The 18,644-nt window shown below is 70.7% G+C and carries 16 protein-coding genes and 1 tRNA gene; 4 read left to right on the forward strand and 13 right to left on the reverse strand.

Annotated features, from left to right (window positions below):
* Nucleotides 1–164 precede the first annotated feature (164 nt).
* Complete coding sequence (locus IAG44_RS43630; RefSeq protein ID WP_187748564.1) at nucleotides 165–1,559, forward strand: serine/threonine-protein kinase; 1,395 nt, start codon at nucleotides 165–167, stop codon at nucleotides 1,557–1,559.
* Here IAG44_RS43630 and IAG44_RS43635 read toward each other — a convergent pair.
* Together IAG44_RS43635 and IAG44_RS42980 are read right to left on the reverse strand one after the other, a co-directional pair.
* Nucleotides 1,523–3,013 (reverse strand): hypothetical protein, encoded by a 1,491-nt coding sequence (locus IAG44_RS43635; protein ID WP_246561936.1) that lies wholly within the window; start codon nucleotides 3,011–3,013, stop codon nucleotides 1,523–1,525. The two genes, IAG44_RS43630 and IAG44_RS43635, sit on opposite strands and share 37 nt — an antisense overlap.
* A 130-nt stretch (nucleotides 3,014–3,143) precedes the next feature.
* A complete protein-coding gene (locus tag IAG44_RS42980) occupies nucleotides 3,144–3,272 on the reverse strand; it encodes a DLW-39 family protein (protein ID WP_003999697.1) in 129 nt (42 codons plus the stop codon).
* A gap of 317 nt (nucleotides 3,273–3,589) precedes the next feature.
* On the opposite strand from IAG44_RS42980, the gene IAG44_RS20635 reads away from it, so the two are divergent.
* From IAG44_RS20635 to IAG44_RS20645, 3 genes are all read left to right on the forward strand, one after another.
* Complete coding sequence (locus IAG44_RS20635) at nucleotides 3,590–3,919, forward strand: DUF6344 domain-containing protein (protein WP_187748566.1); 330 nt, start codon at nucleotides 3,590–3,592, stop codon at nucleotides 3,917–3,919.
* Between the two features lie 154 nt (nucleotides 3,920–4,073).
* Nucleotides 4,074–4,544: a hypothetical protein gene (locus IAG44_RS20640; RefSeq protein ID WP_187748567.1), complete on the forward strand. Its 471-nt coding sequence runs from the start codon at nucleotides 4,074–4,076 to the stop codon at nucleotides 4,542–4,544.
* Complete coding sequence (locus IAG44_RS20645; RefSeq protein ID WP_187748568.1) at nucleotides 4,541–4,915, forward strand: winged helix-turn-helix domain-containing protein; 375 nt, start codon at nucleotides 4,541–4,543, stop codon at nucleotides 4,913–4,915. Before IAG44_RS20640 ends, IAG44_RS20645 begins: the two co-directional genes overlap by 4 nt.
* 206 nt (nucleotides 4,916–5,121) lie before the next feature.
* Here the strand turns inward: IAG44_RS20645 and IAG44_RS20650 are convergent, their stop codons facing one another.
* The 11 genes from IAG44_RS20650 to dnaN form a co-directional block, all read right to left on the reverse strand.
* Nucleotides 5,122–5,541 (reverse strand): YeeE/YedE thiosulfate transporter family protein, encoded by a 420-nt coding sequence (locus tag IAG44_RS20650; RefSeq protein WP_187748569.1) that lies wholly within the window; start codon nucleotides 5,539–5,541, stop codon nucleotides 5,122–5,124.
* Nucleotides 5,541–6,188, reverse strand: a complete 648-nt coding sequence (locus IAG44_RS20655) for a YeeE/YedE family protein (RefSeq protein ID WP_187748570.1) — start codon at nucleotides 6,186–6,188, stop codon at nucleotides 5,541–5,543. Before IAG44_RS20655 ends, IAG44_RS20650 begins: the two co-directional genes overlap by 1 nt.
* Complete coding sequence (locus IAG44_RS20660; RefSeq protein WP_223006800.1) at nucleotides 6,185–6,529, reverse strand: hypothetical protein; 345 nt, start codon at nucleotides 6,527–6,529, stop codon at nucleotides 6,185–6,187. The genes IAG44_RS20655 and IAG44_RS20660 overlap by 4 nt, the downstream gene beginning before the upstream one ends.
* Nucleotides 6,530–6,615: 86 nt before the next feature.
* Nucleotides 6,616–6,689: transfer RNA gene (locus IAG44_RS20665), tRNA-Ile, on the reverse strand.
* Between the two features lie 84 nt (nucleotides 6,690–6,773).
* Nucleotides 6,774–7,622 carry a DUF3566 domain-containing protein gene (locus IAG44_RS20670; RefSeq protein ID WP_187748571.1) on the reverse strand — a complete coding sequence of 283 codons (849 nt, stop codon included), beginning with the start codon at nucleotides 7,620–7,622 and terminating at the stop codon, nucleotides 6,774–6,776.
* A gap of 20 nt (nucleotides 7,623–7,642) precedes the next feature.
* Nucleotides 7,643–10,219: a DNA gyrase subunit A gene (gene gyrA, locus IAG44_RS20675; protein ID WP_187748572.1), complete on the reverse strand. Its 2,577-nt coding sequence runs from the start codon at nucleotides 10,217–10,219 to the stop codon at nucleotides 7,643–7,645.
* 42 nt (nucleotides 10,220–10,261) lie between these two features.
* Nucleotides 10,262–12,325 carry a DNA topoisomerase (ATP-hydrolyzing) subunit B gene (gene gyrB / locus IAG44_RS20680; RefSeq protein WP_281404296.1) on the reverse strand — a complete coding sequence of 688 codons (2,064 nt, stop codon included), beginning with the start codon at nucleotides 12,323–12,325 and terminating at the stop codon, nucleotides 10,262–10,264.
* A gap of 482 nt (nucleotides 12,326–12,807) precedes the next feature.
* Complete coding sequence (locus IAG44_RS20685; RefSeq protein ID WP_187748573.1) at nucleotides 12,808–13,386, reverse strand: DciA family protein; 579 nt, start codon at nucleotides 13,384–13,386, stop codon at nucleotides 12,808–12,810.
* The gene (recF, locus tag IAG44_RS20690; protein ID WP_187748574.1) at nucleotides 13,383–14,504 is read right to left on the reverse strand and encodes a DNA replication/repair protein RecF; all 1,122 of its coding nucleotides are present in this window, start codon (nucleotides 14,502–14,504) and stop codon (nucleotides 13,383–13,385) included. The genes IAG44_RS20685 and recF overlap by 4 nt, the downstream gene beginning before the upstream one ends.
* A gap of 21 nt (nucleotides 14,505–14,525) precedes the next feature.
* Nucleotides 14,526–15,401 (reverse strand): phosphogluconate dehydrogenase (NAD(+)-dependent, decarboxylating), encoded by an 876-nt coding sequence (gnd, locus tag IAG44_RS20695; protein ID WP_187748575.1) that lies wholly within the window; start codon nucleotides 15,399–15,401, stop codon nucleotides 14,526–14,528.
* A gap of 137 nt (nucleotides 15,402–15,538) precedes the next feature.
* Nucleotides 15,539–16,669 carry a DNA polymerase III subunit beta gene (gene dnaN, locus IAG44_RS20700; RefSeq protein WP_187752795.1) on the reverse strand — a complete coding sequence of 377 codons (1,131 nt, stop codon included), beginning with the start codon at nucleotides 16,667–16,669 and terminating at the stop codon, nucleotides 15,539–15,541.
* Nucleotides 16,670–18,644 lie beyond the last annotated feature (1,975 nt).

Consider the following 18,644-nt stretch of genomic DNA (forward strand, 5'->3'; position numbering starts at 1 on the left):
GACGCACCACAACGCACCACACAACGGGGGAACCAGCCCTCCCCGGCCCAGGCCGAGGCGAGGGCAGACCATCAACGGGGGACCAGCACAACAAGCCCAACCGGCACCACCAGCACACCAACCCGCACACAGGGCAACCGCACGGGGGAGGAGCGGCACACGGCATGGGTGAGGTCTTCGCCGGACGATACGAACTCGTCGACCCGATCGGCCGCGGCGGCGTCGGCGCGGTCTGGCGCGCCTGGGACCACCGCCGCAGACGCTACGTCGCCGCGAAGGTCCTCCAGCAGCGCGACGCCCACTCCCTGCTGAGATTCGTCCGCGAGCAGGCCGTCCGCATCGACCACCCGAACGTCCTCGCCCCGGCGAGCTGGGCGGCCGACGACGACAAGGTCCTCTTCACGATGGACCTGGTCTCCGGCGGCTCCCTGGTCCACCTGATCGGCGACTACGGCCCCCTGCCGCCCCCGTTCGTGTGCGTCCTGCTCGACCAGCTCCTGGCCGGCCTCGCCGCCGTCCACGCCGAGGGCGTCGTCCACCGGGACGTCAAACCGGCGAACATCCTCCTGGAGGCGACCGGGACGGCACGCCCGCGCCTGCGCCTGTCCGACTTCGGCATCTCGATGCGGCTGGGCGAGCCGAGGCTCACCGACACGAACCTCGTCGTCGGCACCCCCGGCTACATCGCGCCCGAGCAACTCCTGGGCGCCGACCCGGACTTCCCGGCCGACCTGTTCGCCGTCGGCCTGGTCGCCCTGTACCTCCTGGAGGGCTCGAAGCCGGACGCGAAGGCCCTGATCCAGCATTTCGCCGAGCACGGCACCCCCGGCGCCCCCAAGGGCGTCCCGGAGCCCCTGTGGCACGTCATCGCCTCGCTGCTCCAGCCGGACCCCGCCTCCCGCTTCCGCACCGCCACAGGCGCCCGCAAGGCCCTCCTGACGGCCCTGGAGCTCCTTCCCCCCACCCCGGACGACGAGTCCATCGAGATCTTCGACCAACTCGGCCCGCTCCCCAAGGGATTCACCCCCGAGGGCCCCACGACGACGTCCCTCCGGAACACGGCCGCCCTGCGGGAACCCCCCTACCCCCCACTCCCCGACGCACCCCCCACCGCCACCTGGCCCGGCACCACCCCCACCGCCTCCGTCCACACGGGCTGGGGCCCAGCGACACCCCCTAGTACCCCTAGTACCCCGACGCCGGCCCCCACCCCGACCCCGACACCCACCCCCACGATGTCGGACACCGGCAGCTTCCACCTCCCACCCCCACACCCCGACCCGACCCCCACACCCACCCCACCCCCACCTCCGTACGACCCCACCGCCACATACCCCCTGCGCCCCACCACCCCCCACGCCCCTCACACCCCCGCCACCCCCTCCACGGCCACCTACACAGCCGCCCCCACCCCACCACCCCCCACCCCCCGCACCGCCCGCCACGGCCGCCCCGCGAAATCCCCCCGCCCCGGCCCACCCCCCAGAATCGCCATCCCCCTCCTCCTCTTCGCCCTCACCTGCTACGCCATCGGCTTCTGGGCCCTCACCCGCGCCTGAGCCCGCCGCCCCACGAGAAACCACACCCCGAGGACGACGAGGACGAGGGTCCCCACCCCGAACCCCCCGACGGCGACGGCGACCATCGCGCCCCCACCCGTACCCGTAGTACCCGCCCGCGTCTCCCCCGAGACCGTGCCAGACCCCCCGGCACCCCCCGCCCCGGCCCCCGCCCCCGTACCCGTAGTACCCGTACTCCCCGCCCGCCCCCCGAACACCCCGGCCGGCACCGGCTCCCCCCGGTACCCCGGCCCCGTCCGGGCCACCCCGCTCACCCGCACCCGCAGCGTCACCCCGTACGCCCCGTCCCCGAACCGCTCCGCCACGTCCCTCGAAAGGTGGACGGCGAGGTAGTACTCCCCGGCGAACCGCATCCCCCCGACCGCCGCACTGGACGAGTACCGGTTCGCGTGGTCCACCGGCGGCAGCACCCGCAACGCCCCCGTCTTCTGCTCCCCGTCGTACCCGAACCGCAGATCGTCGACCTTGGCCCGCACAGGGTTGTAGAGCGTCACGTCGAGCGCGGACGCCACGAACCCCGACCCCCCGTCCGCACTCCCCAACTCGGCGTTCACAAAGACCTGTTGCCCCCACCCGACGGGCACGGAGTAGTACACCGTCTGCCCCGGCAGCACATCGTCCCGCCAGACCCCCTGCTCCAGATCGGTCGCCGTCCCGAACCCCGCCCCACCGGGCCGCCGCCGAGCCTCCCCCTCCACCGGCGCCGGCGTCGCGGAACTCCACCCCTCGGGCGCCTCGGTGGCCCCGCCCTTCCCCACGGGCGGCTCCGACACGACGGCCAGCTCAAGCCCCCAGGACTCCGAACCGTCCGACCCCGACCCTGACTCCGACCCCGTAGGGGACTCCCCGGAGAAAGGCCCAGCCGACCCCGAGGCCCCCGACCCTGAGGTCCCCTCCCCAGCCCGCTCCACCACGACGTAATACGCCCCCGCCCCCTGACAGACCGACCGCCCCGCCCGGATCTCCCGCACCCCCCAAGCCGTCACCGGATGCGGACTGACGACAGACCCGAAGGTCACCGCGTCGTTGGAGCAGTTCAGCCCGTTGTCGTCCTGGAGGAAGACCTTCACCCCGTCACTGAACGCCAACTCCTCCTCGGCCCCCGGTATCGCCGTCACGGACACGTACGTCGTCGACGAGGCGTCCAGATCCACCCGGAAGTACGCCTTCCCCCGCCCCACGAGCGAACTCCGGTACACCCCGCCCGCTTCCAGCCGTTCGGCGTCACTGGTCCCGCTCGCCGCGTTGACGACCCGCGCCCCGCGGTCGTACGCGTACGCGGGAACGTCCGCCGCCCGCGCCACACCCCCCGGCCCCGCCAGCACGCCCCCCACAACCACCCCGACGACGCTCCCCCGAGCCAACCCCCGCACCGCCCACCCTCGCCGCACGGCCCACCGCCGCCGCACCGCCGACCCACCCACCGATCCCATCGCCCGCCCCTCGCTCACCACGCCGAAGCCGCTGTCCGTCCGTCGGAAACCCTCACGCGCGCTCGCCGGACAACGCAAGACCCCGACCGCATCGGCAGCCGGGGTCTGATGGAGTTCTGGGAATCGGCAGTCACGAACCCGTGGGCACGGAGTCGGTCGCCTCCGTCCACAGGTCCTGCTCGGCGCGATCCGCCTGGATCTGGCGGTACACGAGGAGCCCGCCGATGGCGGCCAGTGCGACCAGGAGAAGCTTCTTCACCGCGCGACCTCGTCCTTCGTTGACGTAGGGGACCTCTGGCGCCCGACTATACACACCGGCCGAGACCGATCGGTGACCTCCCCGGGCCCCCAACTACCGCTCGGTACCGCCGAGTAGACGCCCGGCCACCACTCCGATCTGAGGGTGATCACACCCCCACATACAGTCACCTTCCACGCTTTCCCGCCCTCATGCGCCCATCCGGGTGGTGTTCATCTGAACATCGCCACGCCACGGCCGTGGATCCACGATTTCGGTGCCGACATACACATCATGAGGAAAGTACGCAAATCCGCCCAACCCGAAAGTGAGGGGCCGTGGCCCGCACCCAGCTCAAGAACCTCTGGACGACCGTCATCACCGCCCTCCTGGCCCTGTGCGCGACCCTCGGCCTGATCACGACGAGCGCTGCCCCGGCGGCAGCACAGCCGACGACGCCCCGCAACACCACGGCCACCACCACCCCCCACACGGAACCCCCGGCCTGGGACTGGACCCGCCTCCGCTCCGTCCCGCCGACGATGAAGCAGCGCATCCGGGCCGAGGCCCACGGCAGCTCCCCGCACTGCCGCCACCTCCCCCGCACGAACGCGGACGCGGCCACCCCGGACTGCCCCGCCACCCCGGACACCCCGCTCCAGCGCTGACCCCAGCGCACCCCTCACGACTCACGACGTAACGGCGAACCCGCGTACAGCCCGCACGCCAGGCCCGACGGCTCCCCAGGAGCCCCGGGCCTTCGCCATGTCCGGCACCGGAAAGTACTTGCCACCAAGGAAAGTACTTGCCACCCTTGCGGACATGACGACCGACCACCCCACCCCGGCCGCCTTCGACCCCACCCCGGCCGCAGCCCAAGCCGCCCTCACCGGCGCCCACGCCGCCCGCGCGGCGGCCCGCACCGCCCGAGCCCGCCGGATCCCCGCATGGCACCCCCCGGTCGCCGGCCTGCTCTTCGCGGCGGGCTTCACCGGCCTCGCGCTCTACACCGACAGCCGGCACGTCGTCACGCTGGCGGCCTCGCTGGTCTGCCTCCTCGCCTTCCTGGCCCTGTTCGGCGTCCACGCGCGCGCGGGCGGAGTCGTCCTGCGCCCGACCGGCACCCCCCGCGAACGCTGGCTGCGCCAATCCCCCGCCCTGATCTCGACGGCCCTCGCCGTCGCGACGGCCTTCCTCATCACCCCCTCAGCCGCCCTCGCCGTGTTCGGCGTGGCCCAAGGCGCCCTGACCTGGCTCCAGTTGCACCGCGAGCGGACAAGGCCGACGGCATGAAGGAGCACACGCACACCCCCGAGCACGCACACACCCCCGAGCACGCGGACGACACCCCCCGCCTGGACCCCACCGTCCAGCACCCCACCCGCCTCGCCCTGGCCGCGTTCCTCTCCGGCTGCCTGGAAGCGGACTTCAGGACGACCCGCGACGCGCTCAACCTGTCGGACTCCACGCTCAGCAAGACCGTCTCCGCCCTGGAGGCCGCCGGCTACGTGACGTCCCGCAAGGGCTTCGTCGGCAAACGCCCCCGCACCTGGCTCTCCCTCACCCCCGAGGGCGGCGCCCGCCTCGCCGCGCACCTCGAAGCGCTGCGCCGTATCGCCGCCCAAGCCCGCGCGCAGGCCCACGACTTGACACCTGCGGAGTGATCCCGCTCACAATCCCCTACCCGGTCCACGCAGTCACCCCCCATCGCCCCCGGTCGCCTTGTTAGCCTTGGCCATAGCCCGGTCGCTGGTGCATCCCCCGTCGCCAGCGACCGGGCGTTTTCATGCCCACGACCACCCGGGCAACACGAAGAAGGCGCCTCCCGAGGGAGACGCCTTCTCCGCGATGTGGGGCCGACAGGGTGCGCTCACCCCCCGCAAGAGCCCCGTTCGACACGCAAAAGCCCCCGGCCACCGGCCCAGCGGGCCAGCCTGACCCCGACGACGATGCCCGCGAGGGTGATCACGGCGGGCAGGTAACCGCCGGCGAGCTGAACGATCGGGATCGCCGGGCAGCCACCGGAGATCGCCCAGCCGATACCGAACAGCACCGCGCCGGGAACGACACCGGCATGGACGCGCTGCGCGTCCCGGCGCACCCGCAGCAGGGCGAACGCGATCACGATGATCCCGACGGCACCGAGGAAGGAGAAGAACATCCGCAGGTCCTGGAAGGTGAACATGCGGTTGAGCTCGGCGTAGTCACCGAACCCGATACGGGTCACGGTGAAGCCGAGAGCGAGGCCGACGAGGAGGTTGGCCAGCAGGAGTCGGCCCCGGGTACGCATCAGATCACCTTCCACAAGAGGAACGACACCACGACGCCGGTGCCGAAGAACGTGGCCGTCGCGACGAGACTGGCGGGGCTCAGCCGCCCGCAGCCGTTGAGCCCGTGACCCGAGGTACAGCCCCCGGCCAGCCGGGTGCCGAAGCCGACGAGCACGCCGCCCACGAACAGCAGGACGACCATGACGACCGGGTTGCCGGTCACCACGTCCCGGTAGCCCGCCCCCATGTCGAGGCGGAGCCGGAACCGCCCGGAGGTGAGGGCGGCGAGCAGTCCGCCCACGAAGACCGAGCCCAGCAGAACGGCCTGGGTGACCAGCGGGGCCGGGCCCGGCGCCCCGCCCCGGCGGCGTACGGCCCCGTCCGGGACGGCGGCCGCCCCCGGCGGCTCGGGCAGGGTGGACACGGACACCGGCGCGGCGGGCGCGGTGCCGAAGTGCTCGGCGGTGGCCGCGCCGAGGGCGGCGGCCAGGACCCGTTCGTCGGCGAACTGGGCCTCCGTCCGCTCCACTTCGGCTTCGCGCCGCCAGTGGAGCACGCGCTCCCAGGCTCCCGACACCCCGAACGACCGACCGGCCGCGAGGGCGTAACCGATGGTCAGTACGGCGAGTGCGACAGCACCCGCCCACCAGGGCCAGTAGGCGGTCATGCGTTGCCTTTCATCCACTCGGCCAACCGCGCCCACCAGCCCCGCTCGGGCTCCTGCGCGGGCGTCGGCCCCTGTGCGGGCGTCCGCGGCTGTTCGGGCGTCGGTGCCAGATACCGGGCGTGCCGTCCGTTGGGCAGCAGCGTGATGGGCACCCGCTCACCGGTGAGCGCCACCTGATAGCGCGCGCACTCACGCCAGTTGGCCTGGTGGTCGCAGTAATAGGAACGCCAGCCCGCCAGACTCTCGTTGAGGTGAGGGAAGAGCGGACACGTCGAAGAATGCAGGCAGCCCACGTAGATCATCAAACCATCAACCAAACACGGCAGACAATGGTTGATCATGAACAGACAAAAGCGGGATCCGAAAACGGAGACGGCCGGTAGATCCCGAAGATCTACCGGCCGTCTGACCTGGCGCTATGCCGATGTGGGGCTAACAGGATTTGAACCTGTGGCCTCATCCTTATCAGGGATGCGCTCTAACCAACTGAGCTATAGCCCCGCCGCGCTTGCGGAGTGTGTCCCGCGCGCTGACTCCTGAAGGTTAGCGCACGACCGGGGCAGTCCCAAAATCGGTTGGCCCAGCTCACTCGTCCTCGGCGAGCGTCAGCTCCACCCCGCCCACGAACCCGGCGGACAGGTTGTAGATGAACGCCGCGAGCGTCGCGAGCGCCGTCGCGAGGACGACGTCGATGACGGCGATGACCGTCGAGAACATGAGGACGTGGGGGAGCGAGAGGAACGACTGGAGGTCGAACCCGTTGGACTCGTTGGACCCGGTCGCCTCGGAGATGGTCGAGCCGACGGACGAGAAGACCCCCATCGCGTCCATGACCATCCACAGCACGGCCGAGGCGACGATCGTGCAGATGCCCAGCGCGATGGAGAGCAGGAAGCTGACCTTCATCACGGACCACGGGTCGGCCTTGGACACCCGCAGCCGCGCCTTGCGCACCCGCGGCGCCGTACGCGCCCCGGTCCGCGGGTGCCGGACGGCCCCGTCGGGACCGGCACCGTCGACGGCGCCGCCCTCGGCCCCGTACGCCTGCGGCGGGTGGTAGGGCGCGGCGGCCTGCTCGGGACGGCGTTCGCCGGGCAGCGGGGAGGCGGTCTGCTGCTGCCCGACCTGCGCCCCCGAGGCGCCCCGCTGAGCGCCGGAAACCCCTGAACCGCCCCGCGTGTCACGGGAGTTGCCCCCGGCCCCGCCTGCGGGCCGCTGGGCCCCCTTGCCGCGCTTCTCGGAGACGGACGCCCCGGCGGACGCCGGCTGCGCGTCCGCCTTGATCGCCTTCAGCTGCGTCGTGTGCGCGTCCCGCGGATCCGCCTCCGCACCCCCGGACGCCTGCGCGGCGGAGCCACGACCGCCGCCCTCCTTCTCCCTGCCGGAAGTACCGGAAGTACCGGCGGACGTACCGGCGCCCGTGGCTCCGCTCACGATGACTCTCTCCTCGGTGCTTACTCGGACGAGGGCGACTCACCCTCGTCCGTGCCGGCCGGTGCGGTGGCCTCGGCGGCGTCGAGGTCACCCTCGACCTCCTCCGCCTCGCGCCCCGCCTCGGCGTTACGGGCGATGCCGACGACGGCATCGCGCTTGCCCAGGTTGATCAGTTGGACGCCCATGGTGTCACGGCCCGTCTCCCTGACCTCGTTGACTCGCGTACGAATCACACCGCCGCCGAGCGTGATGGCGAGGATCTCGTCGGTCTCCTCGACCACCAGCGCACCGACGAGTGACCCACGGTCCTCGACGATCTTGGCGGCCTTGATTCCGAGGCCCCCACGTCCTTGGACGCGATATTCGTCGACATTGGTTCGCTTCGCGTACCCGCCGTCGGTGGCGGTGAACACGAACGTACCGGGTCGAACGACATTCATCGAGAGCAGTTCGTCGCCCTCGCGGAAACTCATGCCCTTGACACCCGAGGTCGCGCGGCCCATGGGACGCAGGCTGTCGTCGGTGGCGGTGAACCTGATCGACTGCGCCTTCTTGCTGATCAGGAGCAGATCGTCGTCCGACGAGACCAGTTCGGCGCCGATCAGTTCGTCGTCCGAACCGTCCTCGCGCTCGCGCAGATTGATCGCGATGACGCCGCCGGAGCGCGGCGAATCGTAATCCTTCAGAGGCGTCTTCTTCACCAAGCCTGCCTTCGTGGCGAGCACCAGGTGGGGTGCGGCCTCGTAGTCGCGGATGGCCAGGATCTCGGCGATCGCCTCGTCCGGCTGGAAGGCCAGCAGGTTGGCGACGTGCTGCCCGCGCGCGTCCCGCCCGGCGTCCGGCAGTTCGTACGCCTTGGCGCGGTACACGCGGCCCTTGTTGGTGAAGAACAGCAGCCAGTGGTGGGTGGTGGAGACGAAGAAGTGGTCGACGATGTCGTCTTCCTTGAGCTTCGCCCCGCGCACGCCCTTGCCGCCGCGCTTCTGCGCCCGGTAGTCGTCCGCCTTGGTGCGCTTGACGTAGCCGCCGCGCGTGACGGTGACGACGATGTCCTCCTCGGCGATCAGGTCCTCGATGGACATGTCACCGTCGTAGGGCACCAGCATGGTCTTGCGGTCGTCGCCGTACTTCTCGACGATCGCGGCCAGCTCCTCGCTGACGATGCCGCGCTGGCGGACCGGGGAGGCCAGGATCTCGTTGTACTCGTTGATCTTGGCCTGGAGCTCGTCGTGCTCCTGGACGATCTTCTGCCGCTCCAGGGCCGCGAGGCGCCGCAGCTGCATCTCCAGGATCGCGTTGGCCTGGATCTCGTCGATCGTGAGCAGGTCCATCAGGCCCGTGCGCGCGATGTCGACGGTCTCGCTGCGCCGGATCAGCGCGATGACCTCGTCGATCGCGTCCAGCGCCTTCAGCAGACCGCGCAGGATGTGCGCCCGCTCCTCGGCCTTGCGCAGCCTGAAGCGCGTGCGCCGGACGATGACCTCGATCTGGTGCGTCACCCAGTGCCGGATGAACGCGTCCAGCGACAGGGTGCGCGGCACCCCGTCCACCAGCGCCAGCATGTTGGCGCCGAAGTTCGTCTGGAGGTCGGTGTGCTTGTAGAGGTTGTTGAGGACGACCTTGGCGACGGCGTCCCGCTTGAGGACGATGACGAGGCGCTGGCCGGTGCGCGACGACGTCTCGTCACGGACGTCCGCGATGCCGCCGATCTTGCCGTCCTTGACGAGGTCGGCGATCTTCTGCGCGAGGTTGTCCGGGTTGACCTGGTAGGGGAGTTCGGTGACGACCAGGCACTGGCGGTTCTGGATCTCCTCGACCTCGACGACCGCGCGCATGGTGATCGAGCCGCGCCCGGTGCGGTACGCCTCCTCGATGCCCTTGCGGCCGACGACGAGGGCGCCGGTCGGGAAGTCGGGGCCCTTGATGCGCTCGATGAGCGCGTCCAGCAGCTCCTCGTGCGAGGCGTCCGGGTGCTCCAGACACCACTGGGCGCCGGCCGCGACCTCGCGCAGGTTGTGCGAGGGAATGTTGGTGGCCATGCCGACCGCGATGCCCGCGGAGCCGTTGATCAGCAGGTTCGGGAAGCGGGCCGGCAGGACGGTCGGCTCCTGGGAGCGGCCGTCGTAGTTGTCCGTGAAGTCGACGGTCTCCTCGTCGATGTCGCGGACCATCTCCATGGACAGCGGCATCATCTTGCACTCGGTGTACCGCATGGCGGCCGCCGGGTCGTTGCCCGGGGAACCGAAGTTGCCGTTGGAGTCCACGAGCGGCATCCGCATCGACCACGGCTGCGCGAGGCGGACCAGCGCGTCGTAGATCGAGGAGTCGCCGTGCGGGTGGTAGTTGCCCATGACGTCGCCGACGACGCGGGCACACTTGTAGAAGCCCTTCTCGGGCCGGTACCCGCCGTCGTACATGGCGTACAGGACGCGGCGGTGGACGGGCTTGAGGCCGTCGCGGACGTCGGGCAGCGCGCGGGACACGATGACGGACATCGCGTAGTCCAGGTAGGAGCGCTGCATCTCCGTCTCGAGCCCGACGGGCTCGATGCGCAGGGTGCCGTCCTCAGGCGTCTGAGGGGTGTTCTCGTCGGTCATTGCTGGTGAAGATCCCTTCTGTGGCGGTCAGCTGAGACCGACTCAGATGTCGAGGAAGCGGACGTCCTTGGCGTTGCGCTGGATGAACGCGCGGCGGGCCTCGACGTCCTCGCCCATCAGGACGGAGAACAGGTCGTCGGCCTGGGCGGCGTCGTCGAGGGTGACCTGGCCGAGGACGCGCAGGTCCTGGTCCATGGTCGTGACGCGCAGCTCCTCGGCGTTCATCTCGCCGAGACCCTTGAAGCGCTGGATCGAGTCCTCGCGCACGCGCTTGCCGCGCTGGCGGCCCATCTCCAGGAGGGCGTCGCGCTCGCGGTCGGAGTAGGCGTACTCGACGTCCTCCCGGCCCCACTTGATCTTGTAGAGCGGGGGACGGGACAGGAACACGTGCCCGGCCTCGACCAGCGGGCGCATGAAGCGGAACAGGAAGGTCAGCAGCAGGGTGTTGATGTGCTGGCCGTCGACGTCGGCGTCCGCCATCAGGATGATCTTGTGATAGCGGAGCTTCGAGATGTCGAAGTCCTCGTGCACGCCCGTGCCGAACGCGGAGATCAGCGCCTGGATCTCCTGGTTCTGCAGGATCTTGTCGATCCTGGCCTTCTCGACGTTCAGGATCTTGCCGCGGATCGGGAGGATCGCCTGGTACTGCGGGTTGCGCCCGGACTTCGCCGAACCACCGGCGGAGTCACCCTCGACGATGAAGATCTCGCACTTGGTCGGGTCGTTGGACTGGCAGTCGCTCAGCTTGCCCGGCAGCGACGCGCTCTCCAGCAGACCCTTGCGGCGCGTCAGGTCGCGCGCCTTGCGGGCCGCGACGCGCGCGGTGGCCGCCTGGATGCCCTTGCGGACGATGTCCGCGGCCTCCACCGGGTTGCGGTCCAGCCAGTCGTTCAGGTGCTCGTAGACGGCCTTCTGGACGAAGGTCTTGGCCTCCGTGTTGCCCAGCTTGGTCTTCGTCTGGCCCTCGAACTGCGGCTCGCTCAGCTTGACCGAGATGATCGCCGTCAGACCCTCGCGGATGTCGTCACCCGTGAGGTTGTCGTCCTTCTCGCGCAGCAGCTTCTTGTCGCGCGCGTACTTGTTGATCAGGTTCGTGAGCGCCGCGCGGAAGCCCTCTTCGTGGGTGCCGCCCTCGTGCGTGTGGATGATGTTCGCGAACGAGTAGACGCCCTCGCTGTAGCCGCTGTTCCACTGCATCGCGACTTCGAGGGAGAGGGCCTTGTCCTTGTCCTCCGCCTCCAGGTCGATGATCGTGGCGTGCACGGCCTCGCCCTTGCGGGAGTTGAGGTACTTCACGAAGTCGACGATGCCGCCGTCGTAGCGGTACGTGACCGTCTTGACCTCGGACTTCTCGTCCGCGCCCGCCTCGTCCGCCCCGGCGGTCGCCTTCGCCGACTCGCGCTCGTCGGTGAGCTTGATCGTCAGGCCCTTGTTGAGGAAGGCCATCTCCTGGAAGCGCCGCGACAGCGTCTCGAAGGAGTAGACGGTCGTCTCGAAGATGTCCGGGTCCGCCCAGAAGCTGACCGAGGTGCCGGTCTCACGCGTCTCCTCGTGCTGCGCGAGGGGAGCCGTCGGGGCACCGAGCTTGTAGTCCTGCGTCCAGCGGTGGCCGTCCGTGCGGATCTCGACGGAGACCCGGCTGGAGAGCGCGTTGACGACGGAGACGCCGACGCCGTGCAGGCCGCCGGAGACCGCGTAGCCGCCGCCGCCGAACTTGCCGCCCGCGTGCAGGACGGTGAGCACGACCTCGACGGCCGGCTTGCCCTCGGACGGCACGATGCCGACCGGGATGCCGCGGCCGTTGTCGATCACGCGCACGCCGCCGTCGGCGAGGATCGTCACGTCGATCGTGTCCGCGTGGCCGGCCAGGGCCTCGTCGACCGCGTTGTCCACGACCTCGTACACGAGGTGGTGCAGGCCGCGTTCACCGGTCGAGCCGATGTACATACCGGGCCGCTTGCGGACGGCGTCCAGCCCTTCGAGGACGGTGATCGCGCTCGCGTCGTACGAGGCGGTGACCTCGCCGTTCACGCTCGCGTCGGTGGACGGGTTGTTCTCGTTGGGGTTGCCGGAATCGGCCACGAAGCGCCCTTTCTGGCACAGCACGAGCCAGACTCCTGGGCAGGTTGCCGGAGCGGCTGCGGCATGTTGCGTTGGTAAGCCTTGATCAGCGTTGCTCAGCTTGTCCCGGGCGGTCCCCACGTGTGGGGCGGGATTGGCTTCCAGTCTACCGGTAGCACCGACAGTGATGGGGGTTTGCCGGTACCTGAGTCCGCATGTGCCGCCCTCAACCGGCCTCTCTCGACTCCCGATATGCGGACGGGGGGCCCAAGAGGCTCACAGCGGCACTCAGCGCTTCCGGCTGTCAACCCTTGGCTACCGGCGAGTCAGCTCCGGATTCACCGGTGCGCACACCGTCTTCCGCCTTGTACGACAGGCAGGTTGAGCGGGTTTCGACGGACGCGGACGACGGCCCCGCGCGCGGAGTGCGAAGGGGGCGCCCCCGGCGCACGGCGGCGGACCGGGCGGGGCCGGGGGCGGCCTTGTCGACGCTCACGGCGTGCGCGGTGTTGACGGAGTGAGGTATGTCACCCGTAGGTGTCGCCGGGGCCGGTGCTCCCGGGGGCGCGCAGGGGCCCGTAACGGCGCACGGGGCCGCCGGGCCCCAGCACCTTGATCAGGCGCACGGCGCCGTGCCCGAGGTCCTGGTTGAGCCGCGCCACCAGGGTCGGCGCCAGCAGCCGCAGGTTCGTCGCCCACGCCGTCGAGTCGCAGCGGACGACCAGCTCGCGCTCGTCCTCGTCGTAGCGCTCGGGGACGCAGTGCTTGCCGATGTCCTCGCCGACGATCTCCGGCCAGCGGCCCATCACGCCGCCGACCGCCGCCGGGGTCTCCCAGCCGCGCTCGTTCAGCAGGCGGTTGATCGCGGCGCCGAGCGCCATGGGGTCGCGGCCGTCCGCGCGCGCGCCGGAGCGCAGGCCACCGCCGCGTCTGGCCTGCTTCTTCTGCTGGGCCGCGGCTCCGCGCGCGCGGGCCTGTTCGCGGGCGGCTTTGAGGGCTACGCGGGCGAGGTCGACGCCGGAAGGTTCTTTCGGCGGGCTGGAAAGTTCTTGCGGCGAGGTGGATTTGCCGGGAACTCCCCGTCCGTCCCGTTCGTCGGTACTCATACCCGCTCCACCTGACCGCCCGAGACCGAGAACCGCGTCCCGACCAGCACGCCAGGTACGTCGTCGTCCACCGCGGCCGTCACCAGTACCTGCTCGCCGGGAGCCACCAGCTCCGCCAGCCGTTCGCGCCGGCGGGCGTCGAGCTCGGCGAAGACGTCGTCCAGGACGAGCACGGGCTCGTTGCCCTCGGCGCGCAGGAGGTCGTAGGAGGCCAGGCGCAGGGCGAGCGCGTAGGACCAGGACTCGCCGTGGGAGGCATAGCCCTTGGCGGGCAGTTGACCGAGTTTGAGGAGGAGGTCGTCGCGGTGCGGACCGACGAGAGTGACACCCCGTTCGATCTCCTGCTTGCGCGCCTCCGCGAGCGCGGCCATGAGCTGGCCGTACAGCTCCTCGCGGGTGTGCGCCTCGCCGGGCGCCGACGGCCGGTACTCCAGCGCGAGCGGCCCACCGCCGGGCGCCAGTTGCTCGTACGCCTTGTCCGCCAGCGGCTGGAGCGCCGCGATCAGGTCGAGCCGCTGGGCCAGCAACTCGGCGCCCGCGCGCGCGAGATGCTGGTCCCAGACGTCGAGGGTGGACAAGTCCATCGAGCGTCCGCCGTGCCTGCGCGCGAGGGCGGCGGACTTCAGCAGGGTGTTGCGCTGCTTGAGGACGCGCTCGTAGTCGGCCCGCACCCCGGCCATCCTCGGCGCGCGGGCGGTGATCAGCTCGTCCAGGAAGCGCCGCCGCTCCCCGGGGTCGCCCTTGACGAGCGCCAGGTCCTCCGGCGCGAACAGCACCGTCCGCAGGATCCCGAGCACGTCACGCGGGCGCACCTGGCTCGACCGGTTGATCCGCGCCCGGTTCGCCCGGCCGGGGTTCAGCTCCAGCTCGACCAACTGCTGCCGCTCCCCCTGCCGGACCTGCGCGCGGACGACGGCCCGGTCGGCGCCCATGCGCACGAGGGGCGCGTCCGAGGCGACGCGGTGGCTGCCCAGCGTCGCGAGGTAGCCGACGGCCTCGACGAGGTTGGTCTTGCCCTGCCCGTTGGGGCCCACGAACGCGGTGACGCCCGGGTCGAGCGGGACCTCGGCCCGGACGTACGAACGGAAGTCGGCCAACGACAGATGCGTGACGTGCATGGCCGACCTCTCCGACGGGTGTTACTTGGACTCGACGGCGTGCCCGCCGAACTGGTTGCGCAGCGCCGCGATCATCTTCATCTGCGGCGAGTCGTCCTGCCGGGACGCGAACCGCGCGAACAGCGAGGCGGTGATCGCGGGCAGCGGGACGGCGTGGTCGATGGCCGCCTCGACGGTCCAGCGCCCCTCGCCGGAGTCCTGCGCGTAACCGCGCAGCTTGTCCAGGTGCTCGTCCTCGTCCAGGGCGTTGACGGCGAGGTCGAGCAGCCAGGAGCGGATGACCGTCCCCTCCTGCCAGGACCGGAAGACCTCGCGGACGTCGGTGACGGAGTCGACCTTCTCCAGCAGCTCCCAGCCCTCGGCGTACGCCTGCATCATGGCGTACTCGATGCCGTTGTGGACCATCTTCGCGAAGTGCCCGGCGCCGACCTTGCCGGCGTGCACCGAGCCGAAGTCGCCCTCGGGCTTGAGGGCGTCGAAGACCGGCCGCACCTTGGCGATGTCGGCCGCGTCGCCGCCGTACATCAGCGCGTAGCCGTTGGTCAGCCCCCACACCCCGCCGGAGACGCCGCAGTCCACGAACCCGATGCCCTTGGCCGCCAGCTCCTCGGCGTGCTTCTCGTCATCGGTCCACCGCGAGTTCCCGCCGTCCACGACGACGTCCCCCGGCTCCAGCAGCTCGGCCAGCTCGTCGACGGTCGCCTGCGTCGGCGCTCCCGCCGGGACCATCACCCACACGACGCGCGGCGCCTGGAGCGTGTCCACAAGCTCCTTGAGGCTGTGGACGTCCGCGAGGTCCGGGTTGCGGTCATACCCGACGACAGTGTGGCCCGCGCGGCGGATCCGCTCGCGCATGTTGCCGCCCATCTTGCCGAGTCCGACGAGACCGAGCTCCATCAGTGGTTCCTTAGGTCGCTGTGTGGCGTGAGAGGCGCTTCCGCACCACGCACGAGCCTAAACCCGGACGTCAGCGCACAGTTGTGGGCATACGCGCTCAAACGCACGGGTGAGCGCGTACCCCGGGCGACCCTCGGTCAGCCGCTCAGGCGGACCGGCATGATCAGGTACTTGTACGCCTCGTCGGCCTCGGCGTCCAGGGCGGGCTTGCCGCTCAGCAGCGCGGGCTTCGTGGACGTCGTGAACGACAGCTGGGCGACCGGGGAGTCGATCGCGCTCAGGCCGTCCAGCAGGAACGTCGGGTTGAAGGCGATCGAGATGTCGTCGCCCTCCAGCTGCGCGTCGACGCGCTCCACAGCCTGTGCGTCGTCGCTGGAACCGGCCTCCAGGATGAGCACGCCCTGCTCGAAGCTCAGGCGCACCGGGGTGTTCCGCTCGGCGACGAGGGCGACACGCTTGACGGCCTCGACGAACGGCGCGGTCTCGATCACGGCGACGGAGTTGAACTCCGTCGGGAAGAGCGTCCGGTACTTCGGCAGGTCGCCTTCGAGCAGCCGCGTCGTCGTCCGCCGACCCGCCCCCTCGAACCCGATGAGCCCTTCGCCGGAGCCCGACCCGGAGAGCGCCAGCGTCACGCTGTCCCCGCTGGTCAGCGCCTTGGCCGTGTCGAGCAGCGTCTTCGCGGGCACCAGCGCGACCGCGGACGCCTCGGGGTTCTCCGGCTTCCACAGGAACTCGCGGACGGCGAACCGGTAGCGGTCGGTGGACGCCAGCGTGACCGTGTCGCCCTCGATCTCGATCCGCACACCGGTCAGCACCGGCAGCGTGTCGTCACGGCCGGCGGCGATGGCGACCTGCGCGGCGGCGGAGGCGAACACCTCGCCCGGCACGGTGCCCGTCGCGTTCGGCATCTGCGGCAGCGCCGGGTACTCCTCCACCGGCAGGGTGTGGAGGGTGAACCGCGAGGAGCCGCAGACGACGGTCGCCCGTACACCGTCTGTGGAGATCTCGACAGGGCGGTTGGGCAGGGCCCGGCAGATGTCGGCGAGCAGGCGGCCGGAGACGAGCACCGTGCCCTCCTCCTCGACCTCCGCCTCGACGCCGACCCGCGCGGAGACCTCGTAGTCGAAGCTCGACAGGCTGAGCTGGCCCTCCTCGGCCTTCAGCAGGAGGCCGGCGAGGACAGGCGCCGGCGGACGGGCCGGGAGGCTGCGCGCCGCCCAGGCCACGGCCTCCGCGAGTACGTCGCGTTCCACCCGGATCTTCACTGTTGCCGCCTCCTGCTGTTGCCGGCGCTTCTCGGCCTGCTTCGCCTTCGTCGTCTGTCTGGGTGTCACGGCCCTCGGCGAGGGGAAGGACACCGGGGACCAGTCTGACGCACCCCACTGACACCTGGTGCCCCTCGGGGTCAAGTCGTGATGAGCGGCAGGCGGGCCGCCAACAGCGAGTTGTGCACAGGCCCCGCTTCGAAACGATTCCCGGGCTCTCTCTAGTTGGTCTTAGTAGTAGGGGCTGTGGATACGGTGGATAACCCCGTTTTCCCAGCTCAGAGGCCGAATTTTATCCACCGGTCCTGTGGATGGAGGCGGTGGATAACTCGGGGTGCCTGTGGAGAACGGAAAGTTTTGCACACACCGTCCACAGGGAGAGGGCAGTTGTCCCCAACTGCGTCCCCAGGTTTACCCACGTTTCCCACAGGCCAACCCGGCACCTTCATGTGACGCCTTTCACTCGACCCGGTGACTAGGCGCGTCACGTTGCCGAACAGTGGACAAGGGTGTGGAGAACCCCCTGTTCCCTGGGGAAAACCCCCTCCTACCTGGGGAAACCCGGTGGACAACTTTTCCCACACCCTGTGGACCGCCAAGTTCTCCACAGCCTGTGGATAACTGTTTCCCACATATCCACACCCCCCTGACCTGCCCAAACCCCTTATCCCCACCCCCACCCTGTGGACACAGTCTGGACAACTCAACAGTCCCCAGCCTGTGGAAGCCAACTACTCCCCAAATCTGTGGACAACCCCCGTAACCCCACCCCGATTCGAACACCCCCCACCCCACCAACCGGCCCAACCCCACCCACCGCAGCACAGCAACGAGCTGACGCCCCGCCGAGTGGTGCACCGGCACGAACCCGCTGTCCCGGCAGGCCGACCCGCTGGAGCTGCCGCCGATGGACCACATCAGCACGCCGACGCCTGCGAACGGCACGCGCCGCGGCTGGACAAGCGGGCCTGCGACCGCCGCCTCGACGCCGAGCGGAGACCGACGGCCCCGCATACTCACCCCCCTCCAGCGGGACACCACCCAACGACGCCCACCCCAACCGCCCACCCCGCGCCACGCCACGGACCACCACATCCCCTGACCCCGCCCCGATCACTCCCCCTTCCCTCCCACAACCCCCGGTGCCCTCACCCCCAGCCCTCCCGGCGCGCCTGCCTTCGCACGGACCGTCGCCGACGCCGAGCGCCCTCACCCCCAGCCCTCCCGGCGTGCCTGCCTTCGCACGGACCGTCGCCGACGCCGAGCGCCCCCACCCCCAGCCCTCCCGGCGTGCCTGCCTTCGCACGGACCGTCGCCGACGCCGAGCGCCCTCACCCCCAGCCCACCCGGCGTGCCTGCCTCCGCACAGGCCCCCGCCGACGCCGAGCGCCCCCACCCCCAGCCCATCCGGCGTGCCTGGCGCGTGAGACAAGCCCCACCCGGGATTGCCTACACCCCGCATCCCCTGGCCCATCCCTCCTTGCCCCACCCCTGGCCCATCGCTCTAGCCTCACCCCTCAACCCATGCTCCTTGCCGCACCTCTCGCCCTATGCCCCTCGCCCGCCTCCACCCACCCCTCCCGCCTCCACTCCACGGCCCGCACTTCCCTACCCACCCCTCCCCCTCACAGCCCGTCCGGCGCTTGAGGACGAGGCCCTTCCAGGGCCGACTACCACCCACAACCCGCACTTCCCCACCCACCCCCACTCCAGCCCACCCCGCACACCTCCCCGCTCCCGCGAACCCCTCAGTTCCCCTCCCTCCTCGGCCCTCCTCGGCCTTCCCCTCCCCGCTCCTCCCAGCCCGTCTCCTCACCCTCCCTGCCTCCCCCTCCCGCCCGCCTCCTGGCGGCCACCCCCAAACCCAGCCCTCGCCCTTGCCCCCGCCTCCACCCTCGCCCCTGCCCTCGCCCCGCTCTTGCCCTTGCCCCCCGCCCTCGTTCCCCCCGCTTCCCCCACCCACCCGGGGTCCAGG

Source organism: Streptomyces roseirectus, assembly GCF_014489635.1.
GTDB classification, from domain to species: Bacteria; Actinomycetota; Actinomycetes; order Streptomycetales; family Streptomycetaceae; genus Streptomyces; species Streptomyces roseirectus.

What these genes read in the sequence shown, in the direction of transcription:
- IAG44_RS43630 (WP_187748564.1), top strand. Translation starts at nt 165, where the DNA reads ATGGGTGAGGTCTTCGCCGGACGATACGAACTCGTCGACCCGATCGGC.
- IAG44_RS20685 (WP_187748573.1), bottom strand. Translation starts at nt 13,386, where the DNA reads ATGAGTACCGACGAACGGGACGGACGGGGAGTTCCCGGCAAATCCACC.
- recF (WP_187748574.1), bottom strand. Translation starts at nt 14,504, where the DNA reads ATGCACGTCACGCATCTGTCGTTGGCCGACTTCCGTTCGTACGTCCGG.
- IAG44_RS20640 (WP_187748567.1), top strand. Translation starts at nt 4,074, where the DNA reads ATGACGACCGACCACCCCACCCCGGCCGCCTTCGACCCCACCCCGGCC.
- gnd (WP_187748575.1), bottom strand. Translation starts at nt 15,401, where the DNA reads ATGGAGCTCGGTCTCGTCGGACTCGGCAAGATGGGCGGCAACATGCGC.
- IAG44_RS20655 (WP_187748570.1), bottom strand. Translation starts at nt 6,188, where the DNA reads ATGACCGCCTACTGGCCCTGGTGGGCGGGTGCTGTCGCACTCGCCGTA.
- gyrA (WP_187748572.1), bottom strand. Translation starts at nt 10,219, where the DNA reads ATGACCGACGAGAACACCCCTCAGACGCCTGAGGACGGCACCCTGCGC.
- IAG44_RS20650 (WP_187748569.1), bottom strand. Translation starts at nt 5,541, where the DNA reads ATGCGTACCCGGGGCCGACTCCTGCTGGCCAACCTCCTCGTCGGCCTC.
- IAG44_RS43635 (WP_246561936.1), bottom strand. Translation starts at nt 3,013, where the DNA reads ATGGGATCGGTGGGTGGGTCGGCGGTGCGGCGGCGGTGGGCCGTGCGG.
- IAG44_RS20645 (WP_187748568.1), top strand. Translation starts at nt 4,541, where the DNA reads ATGAAGGAGCACACGCACACCCCCGAGCACGCACACACCCCCGAGCAC.
- IAG44_RS20660 (WP_223006800.1), bottom strand. Translation starts at nt 6,529, where the DNA reads ATGATCAACCATTGTCTGCCGTGTTTGGTTGATGGTTTGATGATCTAC.